Raw genomic sequence first — 13341 nt, forward strand, 5'->3', positions numbered from 1 at the left:
GTTGTGTATTCCATGAGCAATGCTACTGCTGTGCCTTTTGCCGGGCACGGAGCCTCCCAGGCTCCCGCAGACCGGGGCCCCGCGGCCTCCGGTCCGGTGGCCGATGCGGATGAGCGCACCCGGGACCGCGTCCTTGCGGCGGTCCTGGAGCACGGGCCTGTCAGTGCCGCCGAACTCGGCGACCTGCTCGGATTCACGCCGGCTGCCGTGCGCCGGCACCTGGACCATTTATCCCGCGCGGGCGTCATCGAAGTCAAGCGTGTTGCGCGTTCCGGCGCCGGGGCTGGCCGCCCTGCCCGCCGCTATGTCCTGAGTTCCGAGGGCCAGTCGAGCCTCGGCAACGATTATCTGGACATCGCCGCCCTTGCACTCCAGCAGCTGCAGAAAGTTGCCGGACCCGACGCCGTCCGGGCATTCGCCGTCGAGCGTTTTGCTGACATGGAACGGCGGTACGCGCCGGAAATCGAAAAGGCCGGTCCGGACATCAGCGACCGGGCCAAAGCGTTGTCCGACGCGCTGACCCGCGATAACTTTGTTTCGTCCGCGGCGTCCATCGAGGCCAAGGCCCCGCTTCCGGCCGCGCTGTCCAGCGTCCAGCTCTGCCAGGGCCACTGCCCCATCCAACAGCTCGCCGCCCGGTTCCCCGTGTTCTGCGACGTGGAGACCGAGGTCTTCTCGAGGCTCGTTGGCGTGGACGTCCGCCGGCTCTCCACGCTTGCCCGCGGCGGACATGTCTGCACCACCCATATTCCTACAGGCAGGCTGTCTGCCCAGGGGCCCACAAGGCCTTCGGCAGCCCCCGCCAGCCTGAATGAAGTAACCAACCATCAGCAAGAAAGGCCGTGATGACGGACCAACTATCAGAGAAAGCGGTAGCCGAAAACACTGTGATCTCAGAGATTCTGGAGAAGAATCCCGAGCTCCACGGCATCGGTAACTACGAGTACGGCTGGGCTGACAAGAACGACGTCGGTGCCAACGCCCGCCGCGGCATCAATGACGAAGTGGTCCGTGATATCTCGGACAAAAAGAGCGAACCCGAGTGGATGCTCGACCTTCGCCTCAAGGGCCTGAAGTACTTCGACCGCAAGCCCATGCCCACCTGGGGTGCAGACCTCTCCGGCATCGACTTCGACAACATCAAGTACTTCGTCCGGTCCACGGAGAAGCAGGCTGCCACCTGGGAAGACCTGCCCGAGGACATCCGGAACACGTACGAGAAGCTGGGCATCCCGGAAGCTGAGCGCAGCCGCCTGGTCTCCGGCGTGGCCGCACAGTACGAGTCCGAGGTTGTCTACCACCAGATCCGCGAGGACCTCGAGGCCCAGGGCGTCATCTTCCTGGACACCGATACCGCGCTGCGGGAGCACCCGGAGATCTTCCAGGAGTACTTCGGCACCGTCATTCCGGTGGGCGACAACAAGTTCGCTTCCCTGAACACGGCCGTCTGGTCCGGCGGTTCCTTCGTGTACGTCCCCAAGGGCGTCCACGTGGACATCCCGCTGCAGGCATACTTCCGCATCAACACGGAAAACATGGGCCAGTTCGAGCGGACCCTGATCATCGCCGATGAGGACTCCTACGTCCACTACATCGAGGGCTGCACCGCGCCGATCTACACCTCGGACTCGCTGCACTCCGCCGTGGTGGAAATCATCGTGAAGAAGGGCGCCCGCGTCCGGTACACCACCATCCAGAACTGGTCGAACAACGTGTACAACCTGGTGACCAAGCGCGCCATCTGCGAAGAGGGCGCCACCATGGAATGGGTCGATGGCAACATCGGTTCCAAGGTCACCATGAAGTACCCGGCCGTCTACCTCGTGGGCGAGCACGCCAAGGGTGAGACTCTCTCCATCGCGTTCGCAGGAGAGGGCCAGCACCAGGACACCGGCTCCAAGATGGTCCACATCGCGCCGAACACCAAGAGCTCCATCATCTCCAAGTCGGTGGCCCGCGGCGGCGGCCGTGCGGCATACCGCGGCCTGGTCCAGGTCCGCGAAGGCGCCAAGCACTCCGCCAACACCGTCCGCTGCGACGCCCTGCTCGTTGACACGATCAGCCGGTCGGACACCTACCCCTACATCGACATCCGCGAGGACGACGTTGTGATGGGCCACGAAGCAACTGTTTCCCGGGTCAGCGAAGAACAGCTCTTCTACCTGATGTCCCGCGGCATGCGCGAAGACGAAGCCATGGCGATGATCGTCCGCGGCTTCATCGAGCCGATTGCCCGCGAGCTCCCCATGGAGTACGCACTTGAGCTGAACCGCCTGATTGAACTGCAGATGGAAGGGTCCGTCGGATAACGATGACTGAAATCACTACTGAAAAGGCCCGCATCGGCGCGCCCTCAGCCCAGCCGTTCATCGACGGCTTCACCGAAGAAGGCGAAAGCCTGTCGCCCATCAACGCGGCAGGCTCCAAGGCTCCGCTTGCCGGTGCCTCTGCCAAGAGCCACTCGCACGGCGGCGGCGAAGGCGTTCCGGACAGCTCACGGGCCGGCCGCCTGACGTCCTACAAGCTGGCCGACTTCAAACCGCTCACCGGCCTGGAGGAAGACTGGCGCTTCACCCCGCTGAAGCGCCTGCGCGGCCTGCACACCGAGGTCCTGTCCGGCGCTGCGCCCACCGTGATCGTCAAGGGCCCGGAAGACGTCACCGTAGAGGGCGTCGGCCGCGACGACCAGCGTATCGGTACTGCCGGCATTCCTGAGGACCGCGTGTCCGCCAACGCCTGGGAGAACTTCGCCCAGGCAACGGTGGTCACCATTCCGTCGGAGTTCGAGGCGCTGACCGAAATCACCATCGACATCGAAGGCACGTCCCTTGAGGCTGCCGCCCAGCACCTGGTGATCGTTGCCAAGAAGTTCTCCAAGGCTGTTGTGGTCCTGAACCACCGCGGCTCCGCCGTGGTCTCGGAAAACGTTGAGATCATCGTGGAAGACGGTGCCAGCCTCACGGTTGTCTCGCTCCAGGAATGGAACGACGACGCCGTCCACGCCTCCTCCCAGCAGGCTAAGATCGGCCGCGACGCCAAGCTCAAGCACGTCATGGTAAGCCTCGGCGGCGACCTTGTCCGCGTCACGCCGTCGGCCCGTTTCACCGCCCCCGGCGGCGAGGCTGAACTGTTCGGCCTGTACTTCGCCGACGCCGGCCAGCACCTTGAGCAGCGCCTGTTCGTGGACCACGCCGTGCCCAACTGCAAGTCCAACGTCCTGTACAAGGGCGCGCTGCAGGGCCGCAACGCCCACGCCGTCTGGGTTGGCGACGTCCTCATCCGCAAGGAAGCCGAAGGCACCGACACGTACGAGGCCAACCGCAACCTGCTGCTGACCGACGGCGCCCGCGCCGACTCCGTGCCCAACCTCGAGATCGAGACCGGGCTGATCGAGGGTGCAGGCCACGCCAGCGCCACCGGCCGGATGGACGACGAGCACCTCTTCTACCTGATGGCGCGCGGCATCCCCGAGTCCGTGGCCCGCCGCCTGGTGGTGCGTGGCTTCCTGAACGAGATCATCCAGCAGATCAAGGTCCCCTCCATCGAGGAGCGGCTGACCGAAGCTGTTGAGCACGAACTCGCACTGACGGACAACTAGAAGGTACGGAGCACGGGTTTACAGATGACTGACCAGCCAAAGGGCGAGCTTGTCTGCAAGGTGGATGACATCCAGTTGAAGCAGGCGCTGCGGATCCTGATCGACGACTACCCTGTGGCGATCGTCAAGGACTCCATGGGGGAGATCCATGCGATCGGCGACACCTGCTCACACGCGGACATTTCCCTGTCCGAGGGTGACGTGGAGGGCTGCGCCATCGAATGCTGGGGCCACGGCTCACAGTTCGACCTGCGCAGCGGCGAGCCGCTGCAGTTGCCCGCCTACGATCCCGTCCCGGTGTTCGCCGTCGAGATCAGCGGGGACGAGGTCTACGTGGACTTCACCAATGTCCTCAACGGCGCCGAAGCTCCGAACTTCAGCTAGCACCACAGATTTACGAACCAACTTCCAGACAGAGACCGCACCGCCGCCGCCAGGCACGGTGCAGAGGAGAACAAGACACATGTCTACTCTTGAGATCAAGGACCTGCACGTCAGCATTGACACGGAGCAGGGCACCAAGGAAATCCTGAAGGGCGTCAGCCTGACCATCCGGACCGGCGAAACCCACGCCATCATGGGCCCCAACGGCTCCGGCAAGTCCACGCTGGCCTCCACCATCGCCGGCCACCCGCGGTACAACGTCACCAGCGGCTCCATCACCCTGGACGGCGAAGACGTCCTGGAGATGAGCGTGGACGAGCGCGCCCGCGCCGGCGTCTTCCTGGCCATGCAGTACCCCGTAGAGGTCCCCGGCGTCAGCATGACCAACTTCCTGCGCACCGCCAAGACCGCCATCGACGGCGAAGCACCCAAGCTGCGCACCTGGACCAAGGACGTCAAGGCTGCCATGGAGCAGCTGCGCATCGACGCCGACTTCGCCCAGCGCAACGTCAACGAAGGCTTCTCCGGCGGCGAGAAGAAGCGCGTGGAGATCCTCCAGCTGGAGCTCTTCAAGCCCAAGTTCGCCGTCCTGGACGAGACCGACTCCGGCCTGGACGTCGACGCGCTGAAGGTCGTCTCCGAGGGCGTCAACCGCGCCCACGCGGAAGGCAAGATGGGCACGCTGCTCATCACGCACTACACCCGCATCCTGCGCTACATCAAGCCTGACTTCGTCCACGTGTTCGTGGACGGCCAGGTTGTCGAAGAGGGCGGCCCGGAACTGGCCGACCGCCTCGAAGAAGAAGGCTACGACCGCTACGCCAAGGGCGCCGGCACTGCTGCCGCACCCGTCGCGGTACAGGCCTAGTCAGGACCTGCCATGACCGAAATCAACGCAGCCCGCACGAGCCTTGAGGACGTCGAAGAGGCCCTCAAGGACGTCATCGATCCTGAGCTCGGCGTCAACGTGGTGGACCTCGGCCTGCTGTACGGCCTGAAGTACTCCGACGACGACGGTGCGCTGCTGATCGACATGACGCTGACCACCGCCGCATGCCCGCTCACCGACGTGCTCGAGGAGCAGGTTGGCAAGGCGCTGGACGGCGTCGTGGACGACTGGCGCCTGAACTGGGTGTGGATGCCGCCATGGGGTCCCGAGCGGATCACCGACGACGGCAAGGACCAGATGCGGGCCCTCGGCTTCAACATCTGACATCCCCCTGCTTACGACGACGGCCGGTTACCTTCGCTGCGAAGGTAACCGGCCGTCGTCGTCCCTCATTTCCCACCATCCGTTGCTCCGTATCTGTCGTTTTCACCGCTCTAAACGACACCTGCGGAGCAACCGATGGGGCTAAACGGAGGGGAGCATGCTCGATGGGGTTACAGCGAGGGGGCGGAGAACGTGTCGCACTGGTTGATGTCTCCGGTCTCGTAGCCCTTGTAGAACCACCGCTGGCGTTGCTCGCTGGAACCGTGGGTCCACGCCTCGGGAGTGACGCGCCCGGTGGCTGCCTCCTGGATGCGGTCATCGCCCACCGCTGACGCGGCGGACAGTGCGTCGTTCAGGTCCTGCTGCGTGAGGGCCTCCAGGAACGGCTGGCCGTCAGGACCCGGCTGGGTTGACGCGTGCTTGGCCCAGAGACCCGCATAGCAGTCCGCCTGCAGTTCCACGCGCACGGCGCCGGACTCAGGGCCCTGCGGATCCTGCTGGGCGCGGTCCAGGTATCCCAGGACGTTCTGGATGTGGTGGCCGAACTCATGGGCCACTACATACTCCTGGGCCAGCGGGCCGCCGGAAGAACCGAAGCGGTTGACAAGTTCCGTGAAGAACCCGGGATCGAAGTAGGCGGTGGTGTCCGTGGGGCAGTAGAAGGGGCCCACAGCGCTGGATGCCGTGCCGCACCCCGTGCTCACGGCCTCCTCAAAGATCACCGTCTCCGGCTGGGGGTACTGGACGTTGTACTGCTCCAGGTAGGCAGGCCAGAAGGCGTTCAGGCTGTTCACGGTGCCGGTGATCCGGCAGTCCACGCGGGCGTCGGCGTCGGCGCCAGTCTCGCACGCAGGCGCGGTGCCCTGCGCCTGGGGAGCCGGGGCCGCACCACCCGCCAGGCCCTCGAGGAGCTGCGGATTTACGCCGAAGAGCGCAGCGATCAGCAGCAGGAGTCCGCCACCGATGCCACCTCCCACCTTGGCGCCGCGGCCCATGCCGCGCCGGTCCTGGACCTGTGAAGGATCCAACTGCACATTGTCGTTGAAACTCATAAAGTCACATTACCCTCGGGCCCGGAACTCAATCCGTCCCGGCCGGTAAAGTTGATCCGATGCCTTTCCTCAACAGAATCCAGCGCTGGGCGGACGAACGGCCGCACCACACCGCCGTGGTGGTCGCTGGCCGCCGCCTTTCCTGGGCAGAGCTCCGCGATTCAGCTGCTGATCTGGTTGCGGACACGAAGTCGATTACGCCCCTCTGCGAGGCCAACTCCACAGGTTTCGCCGTGAAGCTCGCTGCCGCGGTTGCCGGAGGGCGCCAATGCGCAGTCCTTGATCCGGCCTGGCCCCGCCAGTTGCGGGAAAACATCATCCGCCGCGTGGAAGGGTCGGCGCTTCCCGCCGCAGTGGCCCCGGATGACGCCCTTGCCGACGGGCCGCCGGAGAGCACGTTCCTCATCGGCCTGACCTCGGGCACCACGTCGGTGCCCAAGGCCTTCACCCGGTCCCGCCGTTCCTGGCAGCAGTCCTTCGAGGCGTCGATCGAATTCTTCGGCCTGCGCCAGGATGACGTCACCCTGGCCCCCGGCCCGCTGGCGGCCAGCCTGAACCTCTACGCGCTGGCCGAGTGCCTCTACGCCGGGTCCGAGTTCCAGACCCTGCAAAGTTTCGACGTGGGAGATGTCCACGCCGCGATCACCCACGACCGCGTCACCCGGCTGGTGCTGGTTCCCACCATGTTGCGGATGCTCAGCGAGCGCGGCCTGACCGGCTGCGTTGACGCGTCCGGCGTGCGGACCATCATCAGCGCCGGCTCCAAACTGGATGCGCGGACCCTCGAAGCCGCCCGCCGCTGGGCCCCCAACGCCACCATCTTCGAGTATTACGGCGCCTCCGAGCTGAGCTTCGTCTCCGGTGCCGGGCTGCCAGCCGGCCACGTACCGGCTGTGGGCGGGACCGGCATTGGCCGTCCCTTTCCCGGCGTGGACGTGCGGATCCTCGACGACGCCGGGACGCCCCTTCCGGACGGGGAATCGGGCAACATCTGCGTACGCAGCGCCCTGGTCAGCAACGGCTACCTGTGGGGCGACGACGGCCAGGCCCTGAGGTCCTTCAACGGCTGGTTCACCGTGGGGGACCAGGGTTACCTCGACGCGGGGGAGCTGCATATCCTGGGGCGGCGCGCCGACATGATCCTCACCTCCGGCAAGAACGTCTATCCGCACGAGGTTGAGCTTGCCCTCGCGGCGGTGCCCGGGGTGGCGGCCGCCGTCGCCGCGGGCATGCCGGACGACCTCCGCGGCCAGCGGGTGGTGGCCGGCGTTGTCCCTGCCCACGGGGGGATCACGGCAATGCAGCTGCGGGCGGGGCTTGAGGACATCCTGGCCAGGGACAAGCGCCCGCTGCAGTACTACGTCCTCACCGAACTGCCCATCACGGACCGGGGCAAGGTCAGCCGGAACCTGCTGCTGGAATGGATTGATACCCGCGACCCCAGAGTCCGGAACCTTGGCGCCTGAGATCCTGCCCCCGGAGCGGCAGCCCGTCATCATCGCGGCCCGGCGGACCCCCGTGTGCCGGATCAACGGCCCTCTGGGAACGCTGCGCGCCCACGAGCTTCTGGCTCCGGTGTTGCGGGAACTGGTGACTTCCTCCGGGGTTGAACCCGGCGCTGTCGCTGACGTGGTGATGGGGAACGCAGTGGGCGGCGGCGGCAACGTGGCCCGGCTGGCGCTGCTGGAGGCGGGCCTGCCGGTCAGCGTGCCCGGAATGACGGTGGACCGCCAGTGCGGCTCAGGCCTGGACGCGGTGGTCCTGGCGGCCCGGCTCGTCGCAGCCGGCGGGAATCCCCTGTATCTGGCCGGGGGAGTGGAGAGTACGAGTACCGCGCCGCTGCGCGCCCACCGGAACGGCGACGGCGGGCCGGAGTTCTACCGGCGCGCCCAGTTCGTGCCGGCCAGCTTCGGTGATCCGGACATGGGGGAGGCCGCGGAAACAGTTGCGCAGAAGTTTGGCGTGGGCCGGGAGCGCCAGGACGCCTTCGCGCTGGCGAGCCATCGAAGGGCACTTGCAGCGGCCCAGGCCGGGTATTTCGACGGCGAAATTGTGCCGCTGGGCACCGGTACCGGGACCGTTGCAGCGGACGACGGGCCCCGGCGCGGCCTGACCGCCGCCGTGATGGCGCGTTTCCCGCCCGTCTTCGTCGACGGGGGGACTGTCACCGCCGGAAACTCATGCTTCGACGCGGACGCCGCATCCGCCGTCGTTATTACGTCTGTCCAGCGTGCGCAGGAACTGGGGGCAGACGACGGGCTGCTGGTGCTGGGCACCGGGACGGCCGGCGTGCACCCGGAGGTCCTCGGGGTGGGTGCCGCCAGCGCGGCGCGCGACGTTCTTGACCGCGCAGGTGTGACCGCGGACCAGCTGGACCTGGTGGAGTTCAATGAGGCGTTCGCGTCCCAGACGCTTGCCTGCCTTGACGAGCTGGGCATCGACGGGGAACGGGCGAACCTCGACGGCGGGGCGCTGGCCCTGGGCCATGCCTACGGTGCTTCCGGCGCCGTCCTGGTCACCCGGCTGCTGGCCCAGGCGCGCCGGGCGGACGCTCCGGGCGCCCTGGCGCTGGCCATGATCAGCAGTGCCGGCGGGATGGGTACGGCGGCATTGTTCCGGTACCAGCACCTCAACAACGGCTGATTCCCTGCAGGCGGAGGTTCAGTCCTCCGCTTCGCCCAGGCCGCGGGCGGCGAGCGCCTCGCCGGTCTGGCGGGCAAAGGCCACCGAGGTGATAAACACCGGCAGGACCAGTGCACGCGGATTGCGTTCGAGGCCGCGGGCCCGGGCGGAATCCCGGACGTCCGCGAAGGTCCCGGCGATGTAAGGGATGCTGCGGAGCATGATCCCGATGGTCAACGCGAAGCGTTCCGGATCCGCGCCGAACCTCGTGAAAGGGCCTGCCGCCTTGACCACGCCGTCCAGGAGCTGCTGCACGGGGGTGGTCGCGGTGAGCAGGGACGCGGCAACGACGCAGACGAGGATGTTCAGGACGATCCGGGCCGCGGTGGGTGCACCCAGCTGCCACCACTGGAACAGCCCGATCACCAGCAGGACCGCGGCGAGCGGGCGGACGGCGCCCCACAGCCTCTTCAGGCCGGCCCCCGTCAGCAGGAACAGGCCGCAGAGGCCGGCGAGCACCAGCAGCGAAATGCGCCAGTCCACGATGGCGAAGGACGCAAGGCCGCAGGCGAAGACCAGCAGGAATTTCACTGCCAGCGGCGACCGGTGGACCAGGGAATCTCCCGGGACGTAGTTGGCCAGCAGGAAGCCGTGGCCCCTCATCGTTGTGGTCCCCGCGCTTGCAGGTTGTCCAGGCTTTCCGAGCAGAGCGCGCGGTAGGCGTTCACGGCATCTGCGGCGGCGCCGTCAAAGGCTACTTTCCCTTGTTCGATGACCAGCACGCGGTCCATTTCCAGGGCGAGTTCGAGGTCGTGGGTGGACATGATGATCTGCTGGTCAAGGCCGGCCAGGGTCCTGCGCAGGAGTTCGCGGTTGCGCAGGTCCAGCAGGGTGGACGGTTCGTCCAGGACCAGCACCGCGGGATCCACCGCCAGTACGGCGGCGAGCGCCATCAGCTGGCGTTCGCCGCCGGACAGTTCGTAGATGCTTTGGTCGGCCAGGTGCAGCAGCCCGAGCCGGTCCAGGGCCGCTTCGGCGAGCCTGCGCCGCTCGGTTCCATTTTTGACGGAGCGGCGGAGCGACAGCTCCACGTCCTCCCGCCCGGTGGGCATGACCAGCTGGGAGAGGGGATCGGTGAAGACAAAGCCGACGCTCCGGCGGACTTTGCGGACGGCACGGACTGTATCGTCGCCGTCGACCGCTACCGTGCCCGCCGTGGGCTGGATGAGGCCGTTGACCAGGCGCAGCAGCGTGGACTTCCCGGATCCGTTGGCGCCAATGACTCCCACGCGCTGCTCCGTGAGCTGCAGGGTCACATCTTCCAGGAGGACCTTGGGTTCCGGCCGGTGGTCCAGCGGAACAGCTACCGCTACCTGGTCAAACGTCACGTCGGGCATGGTGGATCCTAGGCGTTGGCAGGCTGGGGAACGCTGCGCTTGACCCGGCGCACCAGGATGTCCGGGAATGCGCGGTGCAGGGCAACGGCGATGACGGCCGCGAGGATGTTTTTGATGATGTCGCCGGGGTAGAAGACCACGTCGCTCAGGAATGCCTGGCCGAGTGTCGCCTTGGTGTTGAGCGCGATGCCGGCGATGCCCAGCGAGTGCACCACCACCACGCTGGTAACGGTGGCCGAAAGGAACAGCCACAGCGCACGGGCTTTGGTGGTCCGGCGGATGACCACGGTGGCCAGCCAGCCCACAACAAGGGCGGCGATGGGGAACGCGAGGATGTAACCGGCCGAGGGTCCGGCCAGGATGCCCAGGCCGCTGCGGCCCTGGCTGAAGATGGGCAGCCCGGCGAGGCCGAGGAGGACGTAGAGGCCGACGGCGGCGAAGCCCCTTCCAGGGCCGAGCACCAGGCCGGTGAGCATCACGGCCAGGGTCTGGAAGGTGATGGGGACGCCGAAGCCGTTGACGGCGAGTCCGGGCACCAGCGCCGATCCCGCCACCAGGGCCGCGAAGACGGCGATGAGCCCGAGGTCTGTGGCGTTCCAGCGGCGCTTTTTGTTTGAGGTGCTTTTGACGGCTGTGTCAGTGTTGCTCATGGCGGTCCTGTCGGGGTTGTACAAGCGGAATCTAGTGTACTGCCGACGTTACCGGCGCCGCTGTGGGGCCATTTTGTAGGGGGCCTACTAAGGCCGGTCCGTGGCTTTGATGGCTGGGTACTAACTGAGTTTCACGAACTCCATGCATCCCTCCTAGCGCGTGATGGTGAATGTCTCCATTGGCGTTGCGCAGGAGACAAGCTCAAGTTGTGGAATTCCTGTTGCACGGTTGTTTTTGCCGGTGTCATCGCACCAGTCGATATGGTGCGGCATTGCGGTGACGATCGCTTCTCCAACCGCTGACTCTTCAGGCACAGTGAAGGTAAACGTGAACTCCCCGGCTTCAGTCATTGGCGCCCTTGCACTGATGACTTCAACGCCACTGTGGTCGGTGACGCTTACTTGGACCTGGGCATTGGAGCCATATTGGGGGTTACAGTCCGCCGCGGGTGCTGCGACTGTCACTGCCGCCCCTGGTTTAGCAATTGTTGGACTCACCGAATAGGCAGGCGGGAAGCAAGGCGGCTGCTGACCGCTGGGTGGTTCCTCACGCGGCGACGAGTTGCAGGCACCTGCGGTGACTACCAGAACAACACCAAGCAGCAGCGCGGAATATCCGTCAGCGAGCTTCATGTACCGGAGTCTTTGTTCAGTTCCTCGGCGAGCATCACGAGGATTCCGCTGGGGCCGCGGAGGTACGTGAGCTTGTAGATGTCTTTGTAGGTCGCCACCCCGCGCAGCGGATGGCATCCGTGCTTCGCTGCTACCTTAAGTGCCTCGTCGATATCGTCGACCGAGAAGGCCACGCGGTGCATGCCGATGTCGTTGGGCCGGGTCGGGTTCGACTCGATCGCTTCGGGGTGGATGTATTCGAAGAGCTCAAGCCGGCCGTGGCCGTCCGGGGTCTGGAGCATCGCAATCTTGGCATGGTTCCCGTCAAGTCCCACAGCAGTGTCGGTCCACTCCCCGCTGACCGTGTCACGGCCCACCACGGTAAGACCGAGATCGGTGAAAAAGGCGATTGCTGCTTCGAGGTCGCGAACGGCGATACCGACGTTCTCCAGTTTGATGGCCATGCGTTGAAAGCTACCAAGGCGGACCGGCCAGCTCCAGAGGCGGAGGAACGAGGGGCGGGTCAGATACCAAGTATTCGGCGCTTGGCCGCTGCAAATTCTTCCGCGGTGAGAGCACCCTGGGAATAGAGGTTCGCTATGACGACAAGATCAGCTGCTAAGGATTCCTTCGCGGCTGCTCTGCCTGCGTTCTTCACACGATGCTTTCCTGCGACGGAAGAAACGGGCGCTGGCTTTGTCGTGCTCCTGGTCACCGCGTACAAAACGAGCAGGATTGCACCGAGAACTGCCACCGCAATTCCCAGGGGCATGGATATGTGGGAATGTGAGGCGGTTCCGATGACCGCTATTGCCATCCCGGCACCAGCCAATCCGACACCGGATACCCATCCTGCTGTCTCACGGAGGGGGTGCTTCCCTCTGAACTCAAAGAAAAACCCGCCGGTCTCAGTCGGAGCCGTGTGCTCGTTCATGTGTGAAGGATAGACCCGCCCCTCGCAAGGGAACACCCCGTTTTCCAAGAGCCTCCTCTAAAGGGGCGGTCCAGAAACTGTTCCCCCCTACTACCCGCCCGTAGCGTAGCGCCGCGTTTTTGAGCAGGAGCATACTGGTTACGCCGCTCACCTCGATGGACGATAAACGCGCCCGAGTGGCTCATTCGCCGGCAGTTCCCGGGGAAATCTGCCGGCATCCTGGCGAAGGTGGAATATGCCTTTTCACGCTTCGCATCCCTTGTAGAAACGATATCGGTCTCAGAGGGGTAGAAGATCAAGAATGAAACGCACCAGGACGGGACTCCTGTCGATGGTGGCCGCAGCAGCGCTTGCCATGGGACTGGCTCCCGGGACCGCGCTCGCCCATGGAGGGTCAGGGCACGGAGGCTCGGACCACAGCGACGACTGGCGGAACAATGACGATCAGCGCCGGCTGGTCAATGTCCTGCGCCACGTCACCGACGAATATCGCTGGCTGGAGAACGCCAAGGCGGACGGTTATGAGGAAATAACCAAATGCATCGAAGATCGTGGTGTGGGAGCCATGGGCTTCCACTACGCGAAGAATGACCTGATCGATGACAAGACCCAGGCCCGAAAGCCTGAGGTTCTCGTGTACATGCCCAATAAGTACGGGCGGTACAAGCTGGTAGCCGTTGAGTTCATATCGACGGCGGCCCATCAACCTTCGATTGCCGGCGTCAAATTCGAAACCGGACCGTTCGAGGGGTCCTGGGCGCTCCACGCATGGATTTGGAGGGACAACCCGAGCGGCATGTTCGCAGCCTACAACCCGGACTTGCGCTGCCCGAAGTAATCCCCTGGTGGTGGTCGGGCCTGTGCACTGCTCAACGCCAA

Annotated in this window: 16 protein-coding genes; 9 read left to right on the plus strand and 7 right to left on the minus strand. The window is 65.4% G+C overall.

Translation table 11 applies throughout. The features are described from left to right. The first annotated feature begins 12 nt into the window (after positions 1–12). The 6 genes from B5520_RS05465 to B5520_RS05490 all read left to right on the plus strand — a co-directional run bounded on the left by B5520_RS05465 (position 13) and on the right by B5520_RS05490 (position 5195). Positions 13–846, plus strand: coding sequence for a helix-turn-helix transcriptional regulator (locus B5520_RS05465; RefSeq protein ID WP_079596400.1), 834 nt, complete (start codon positions 13–15; stop codon positions 844–846). Then, on the plus strand, positions 846–2309 hold the full coding sequence (sufB, locus tag B5520_RS05470) for a Fe-S cluster assembly protein SufB (protein ID WP_079596064.1): 1464 nt from the start codon (positions 846–848) through the stop codon (positions 2307–2309). Before B5520_RS05465 ends, sufB begins: the two co-directional genes overlap by 1 nt. A gap of 2 nt (positions 2310–2311) precedes the next feature. After that, the gene (gene sufD / locus B5520_RS05475; RefSeq protein ID WP_079596065.1) at positions 2312–3598 is read left to right on the plus strand and encodes a Fe-S cluster assembly protein SufD; all 1287 of its coding nucleotides are present in this window, start codon (positions 2312–2314) and stop codon (positions 3596–3598) included. A 24-nt stretch (positions 3599–3622) separates the two neighbouring features. Beyond that, on the plus strand, positions 3623–3982 hold the full coding sequence (locus B5520_RS05480; RefSeq protein WP_079596066.1) for a non-heme iron oxygenase ferredoxin subunit: 360 nt from the start codon (positions 3623–3625) through the stop codon (positions 3980–3982). A gap of 79 nt (positions 3983–4061) precedes the next feature. After that, complete coding sequence (gene sufC / locus B5520_RS05485) at positions 4062–4850, plus strand: Fe-S cluster assembly ATPase SufC (RefSeq protein ID WP_079596067.1); 789 nt, start codon at positions 4062–4064, stop codon at positions 4848–4850. A gap of 12 nt (positions 4851–4862) precedes the next feature. Then, positions 4863–5195: a metal-sulfur cluster assembly factor gene (locus tag B5520_RS05490; protein ID WP_013600914.1), complete on the plus strand. Its 333-nt coding sequence runs from the start codon at positions 4863–4865 to the stop codon at positions 5193–5195. Positions 5196–5365: 170 nt separating this feature from the next. Here the strand turns inward: B5520_RS05490 and B5520_RS05495 are convergent, their stop codons facing one another. Next, positions 5366–6247, minus strand: coding sequence for a KPN_02809 family neutral zinc metallopeptidase (locus B5520_RS05495; RefSeq protein ID WP_079596068.1), 882 nt, complete (start codon positions 6245–6247; stop codon positions 5366–5368). Positions 6248–6306: 59 nt separating this feature from the next. On the opposite strand from B5520_RS05495, the gene B5520_RS05500 reads away from it, so the two are divergent. Together B5520_RS05500 and B5520_RS05505 are read left to right on the plus strand one after the other, a co-directional pair. Further along, positions 6307–7713, plus strand: coding sequence for a class I adenylate-forming enzyme family protein (locus B5520_RS05500; RefSeq protein WP_079596069.1), 1407 nt, complete (start codon positions 6307–6309; stop codon positions 7711–7713). Next, the gene (locus B5520_RS05505; protein ID WP_079596070.1) at positions 7703–8890 is read left to right on the plus strand and encodes a thiolase family protein; all 1188 of its coding nucleotides are present in this window, start codon (positions 7703–7705) and stop codon (positions 8888–8890) included. Before B5520_RS05500 ends, B5520_RS05505 begins: the two co-directional genes overlap by 11 nt. An 18-nt stretch (positions 8891–8908) precedes the next feature. Here B5520_RS05505 and B5520_RS05510 read toward each other — a convergent pair whose 3' ends face one another. The 6 genes from B5520_RS05510 to B5520_RS22335 form a co-directional block, all read right to left on the minus strand. After that, on the minus strand, positions 8909–9532 hold the full coding sequence (locus B5520_RS05510) for an energy-coupling factor transporter transmembrane component T family protein (RefSeq protein WP_079596071.1): 624 nt from the start codon (positions 9530–9532) through the stop codon (positions 8909–8911). Then, positions 9529–10266, minus strand: coding sequence for an energy-coupling factor ABC transporter ATP-binding protein (locus tag B5520_RS05515; RefSeq protein ID WP_079596072.1), 738 nt, complete (start codon positions 10264–10266; stop codon positions 9529–9531). Before B5520_RS05515 ends, B5520_RS05510 begins: the two co-directional genes overlap by 4 nt. An 8-nt stretch (positions 10267–10274) precedes the next feature. Next, positions 10275–10916 carry a biotin transporter BioY gene (locus B5520_RS05520; RefSeq protein WP_079596073.1) on the minus strand — a complete coding sequence of 214 codons (642 nt, stop codon included), beginning with the start codon at positions 10914–10916 and terminating at the stop codon, positions 10275–10277. Between the two features lie 153 nt (positions 10917–11069). Continuing rightward, on the minus strand, positions 11070–11549 hold the full coding sequence (locus B5520_RS05525; RefSeq protein WP_254865481.1) for a hypothetical protein: 480 nt from the start codon (positions 11547–11549) through the stop codon (positions 11070–11072). After that, the gene (locus B5520_RS05530; RefSeq protein ID WP_079596075.1) at positions 11546–11992 is read right to left on the minus strand and encodes a VOC family protein; all 447 of its coding nucleotides are present in this window, start codon (positions 11990–11992) and stop codon (positions 11546–11548) included. The genes B5520_RS05525 and B5520_RS05530 overlap by 4 nt, the downstream gene beginning before the upstream one ends. Before the next feature lie 59 nt (positions 11993–12051). Continuing rightward, positions 12052–12462 (minus strand): SHOCT domain-containing protein, encoded by a 411-nt coding sequence (locus tag B5520_RS22335; protein WP_139386210.1) that lies wholly within the window; start codon positions 12460–12462, stop codon positions 12052–12054. 301 nt (positions 12463–12763) lie between these two features. Between B5520_RS22335 and B5520_RS05535 the strand changes: the two genes are divergently transcribed. After that, positions 12764–13300 carry a hypothetical protein gene (locus tag B5520_RS05535; protein ID WP_079596076.1) on the plus strand — a complete coding sequence of 179 codons (537 nt, stop codon included), beginning with the start codon at positions 12764–12766 and terminating at the stop codon, positions 13298–13300. The last annotated feature ends 41 nt before the right edge of the window (positions 13301–13341 follow it).

The sequence above is a fragment of the Arthrobacter sp. P2b genome (assembly GCF_900168295.1).
Taxonomy (GTDB): domain Bacteria; phylum Actinomycetota; class Actinomycetes; order Actinomycetales; family Micrococcaceae; genus Arthrobacter.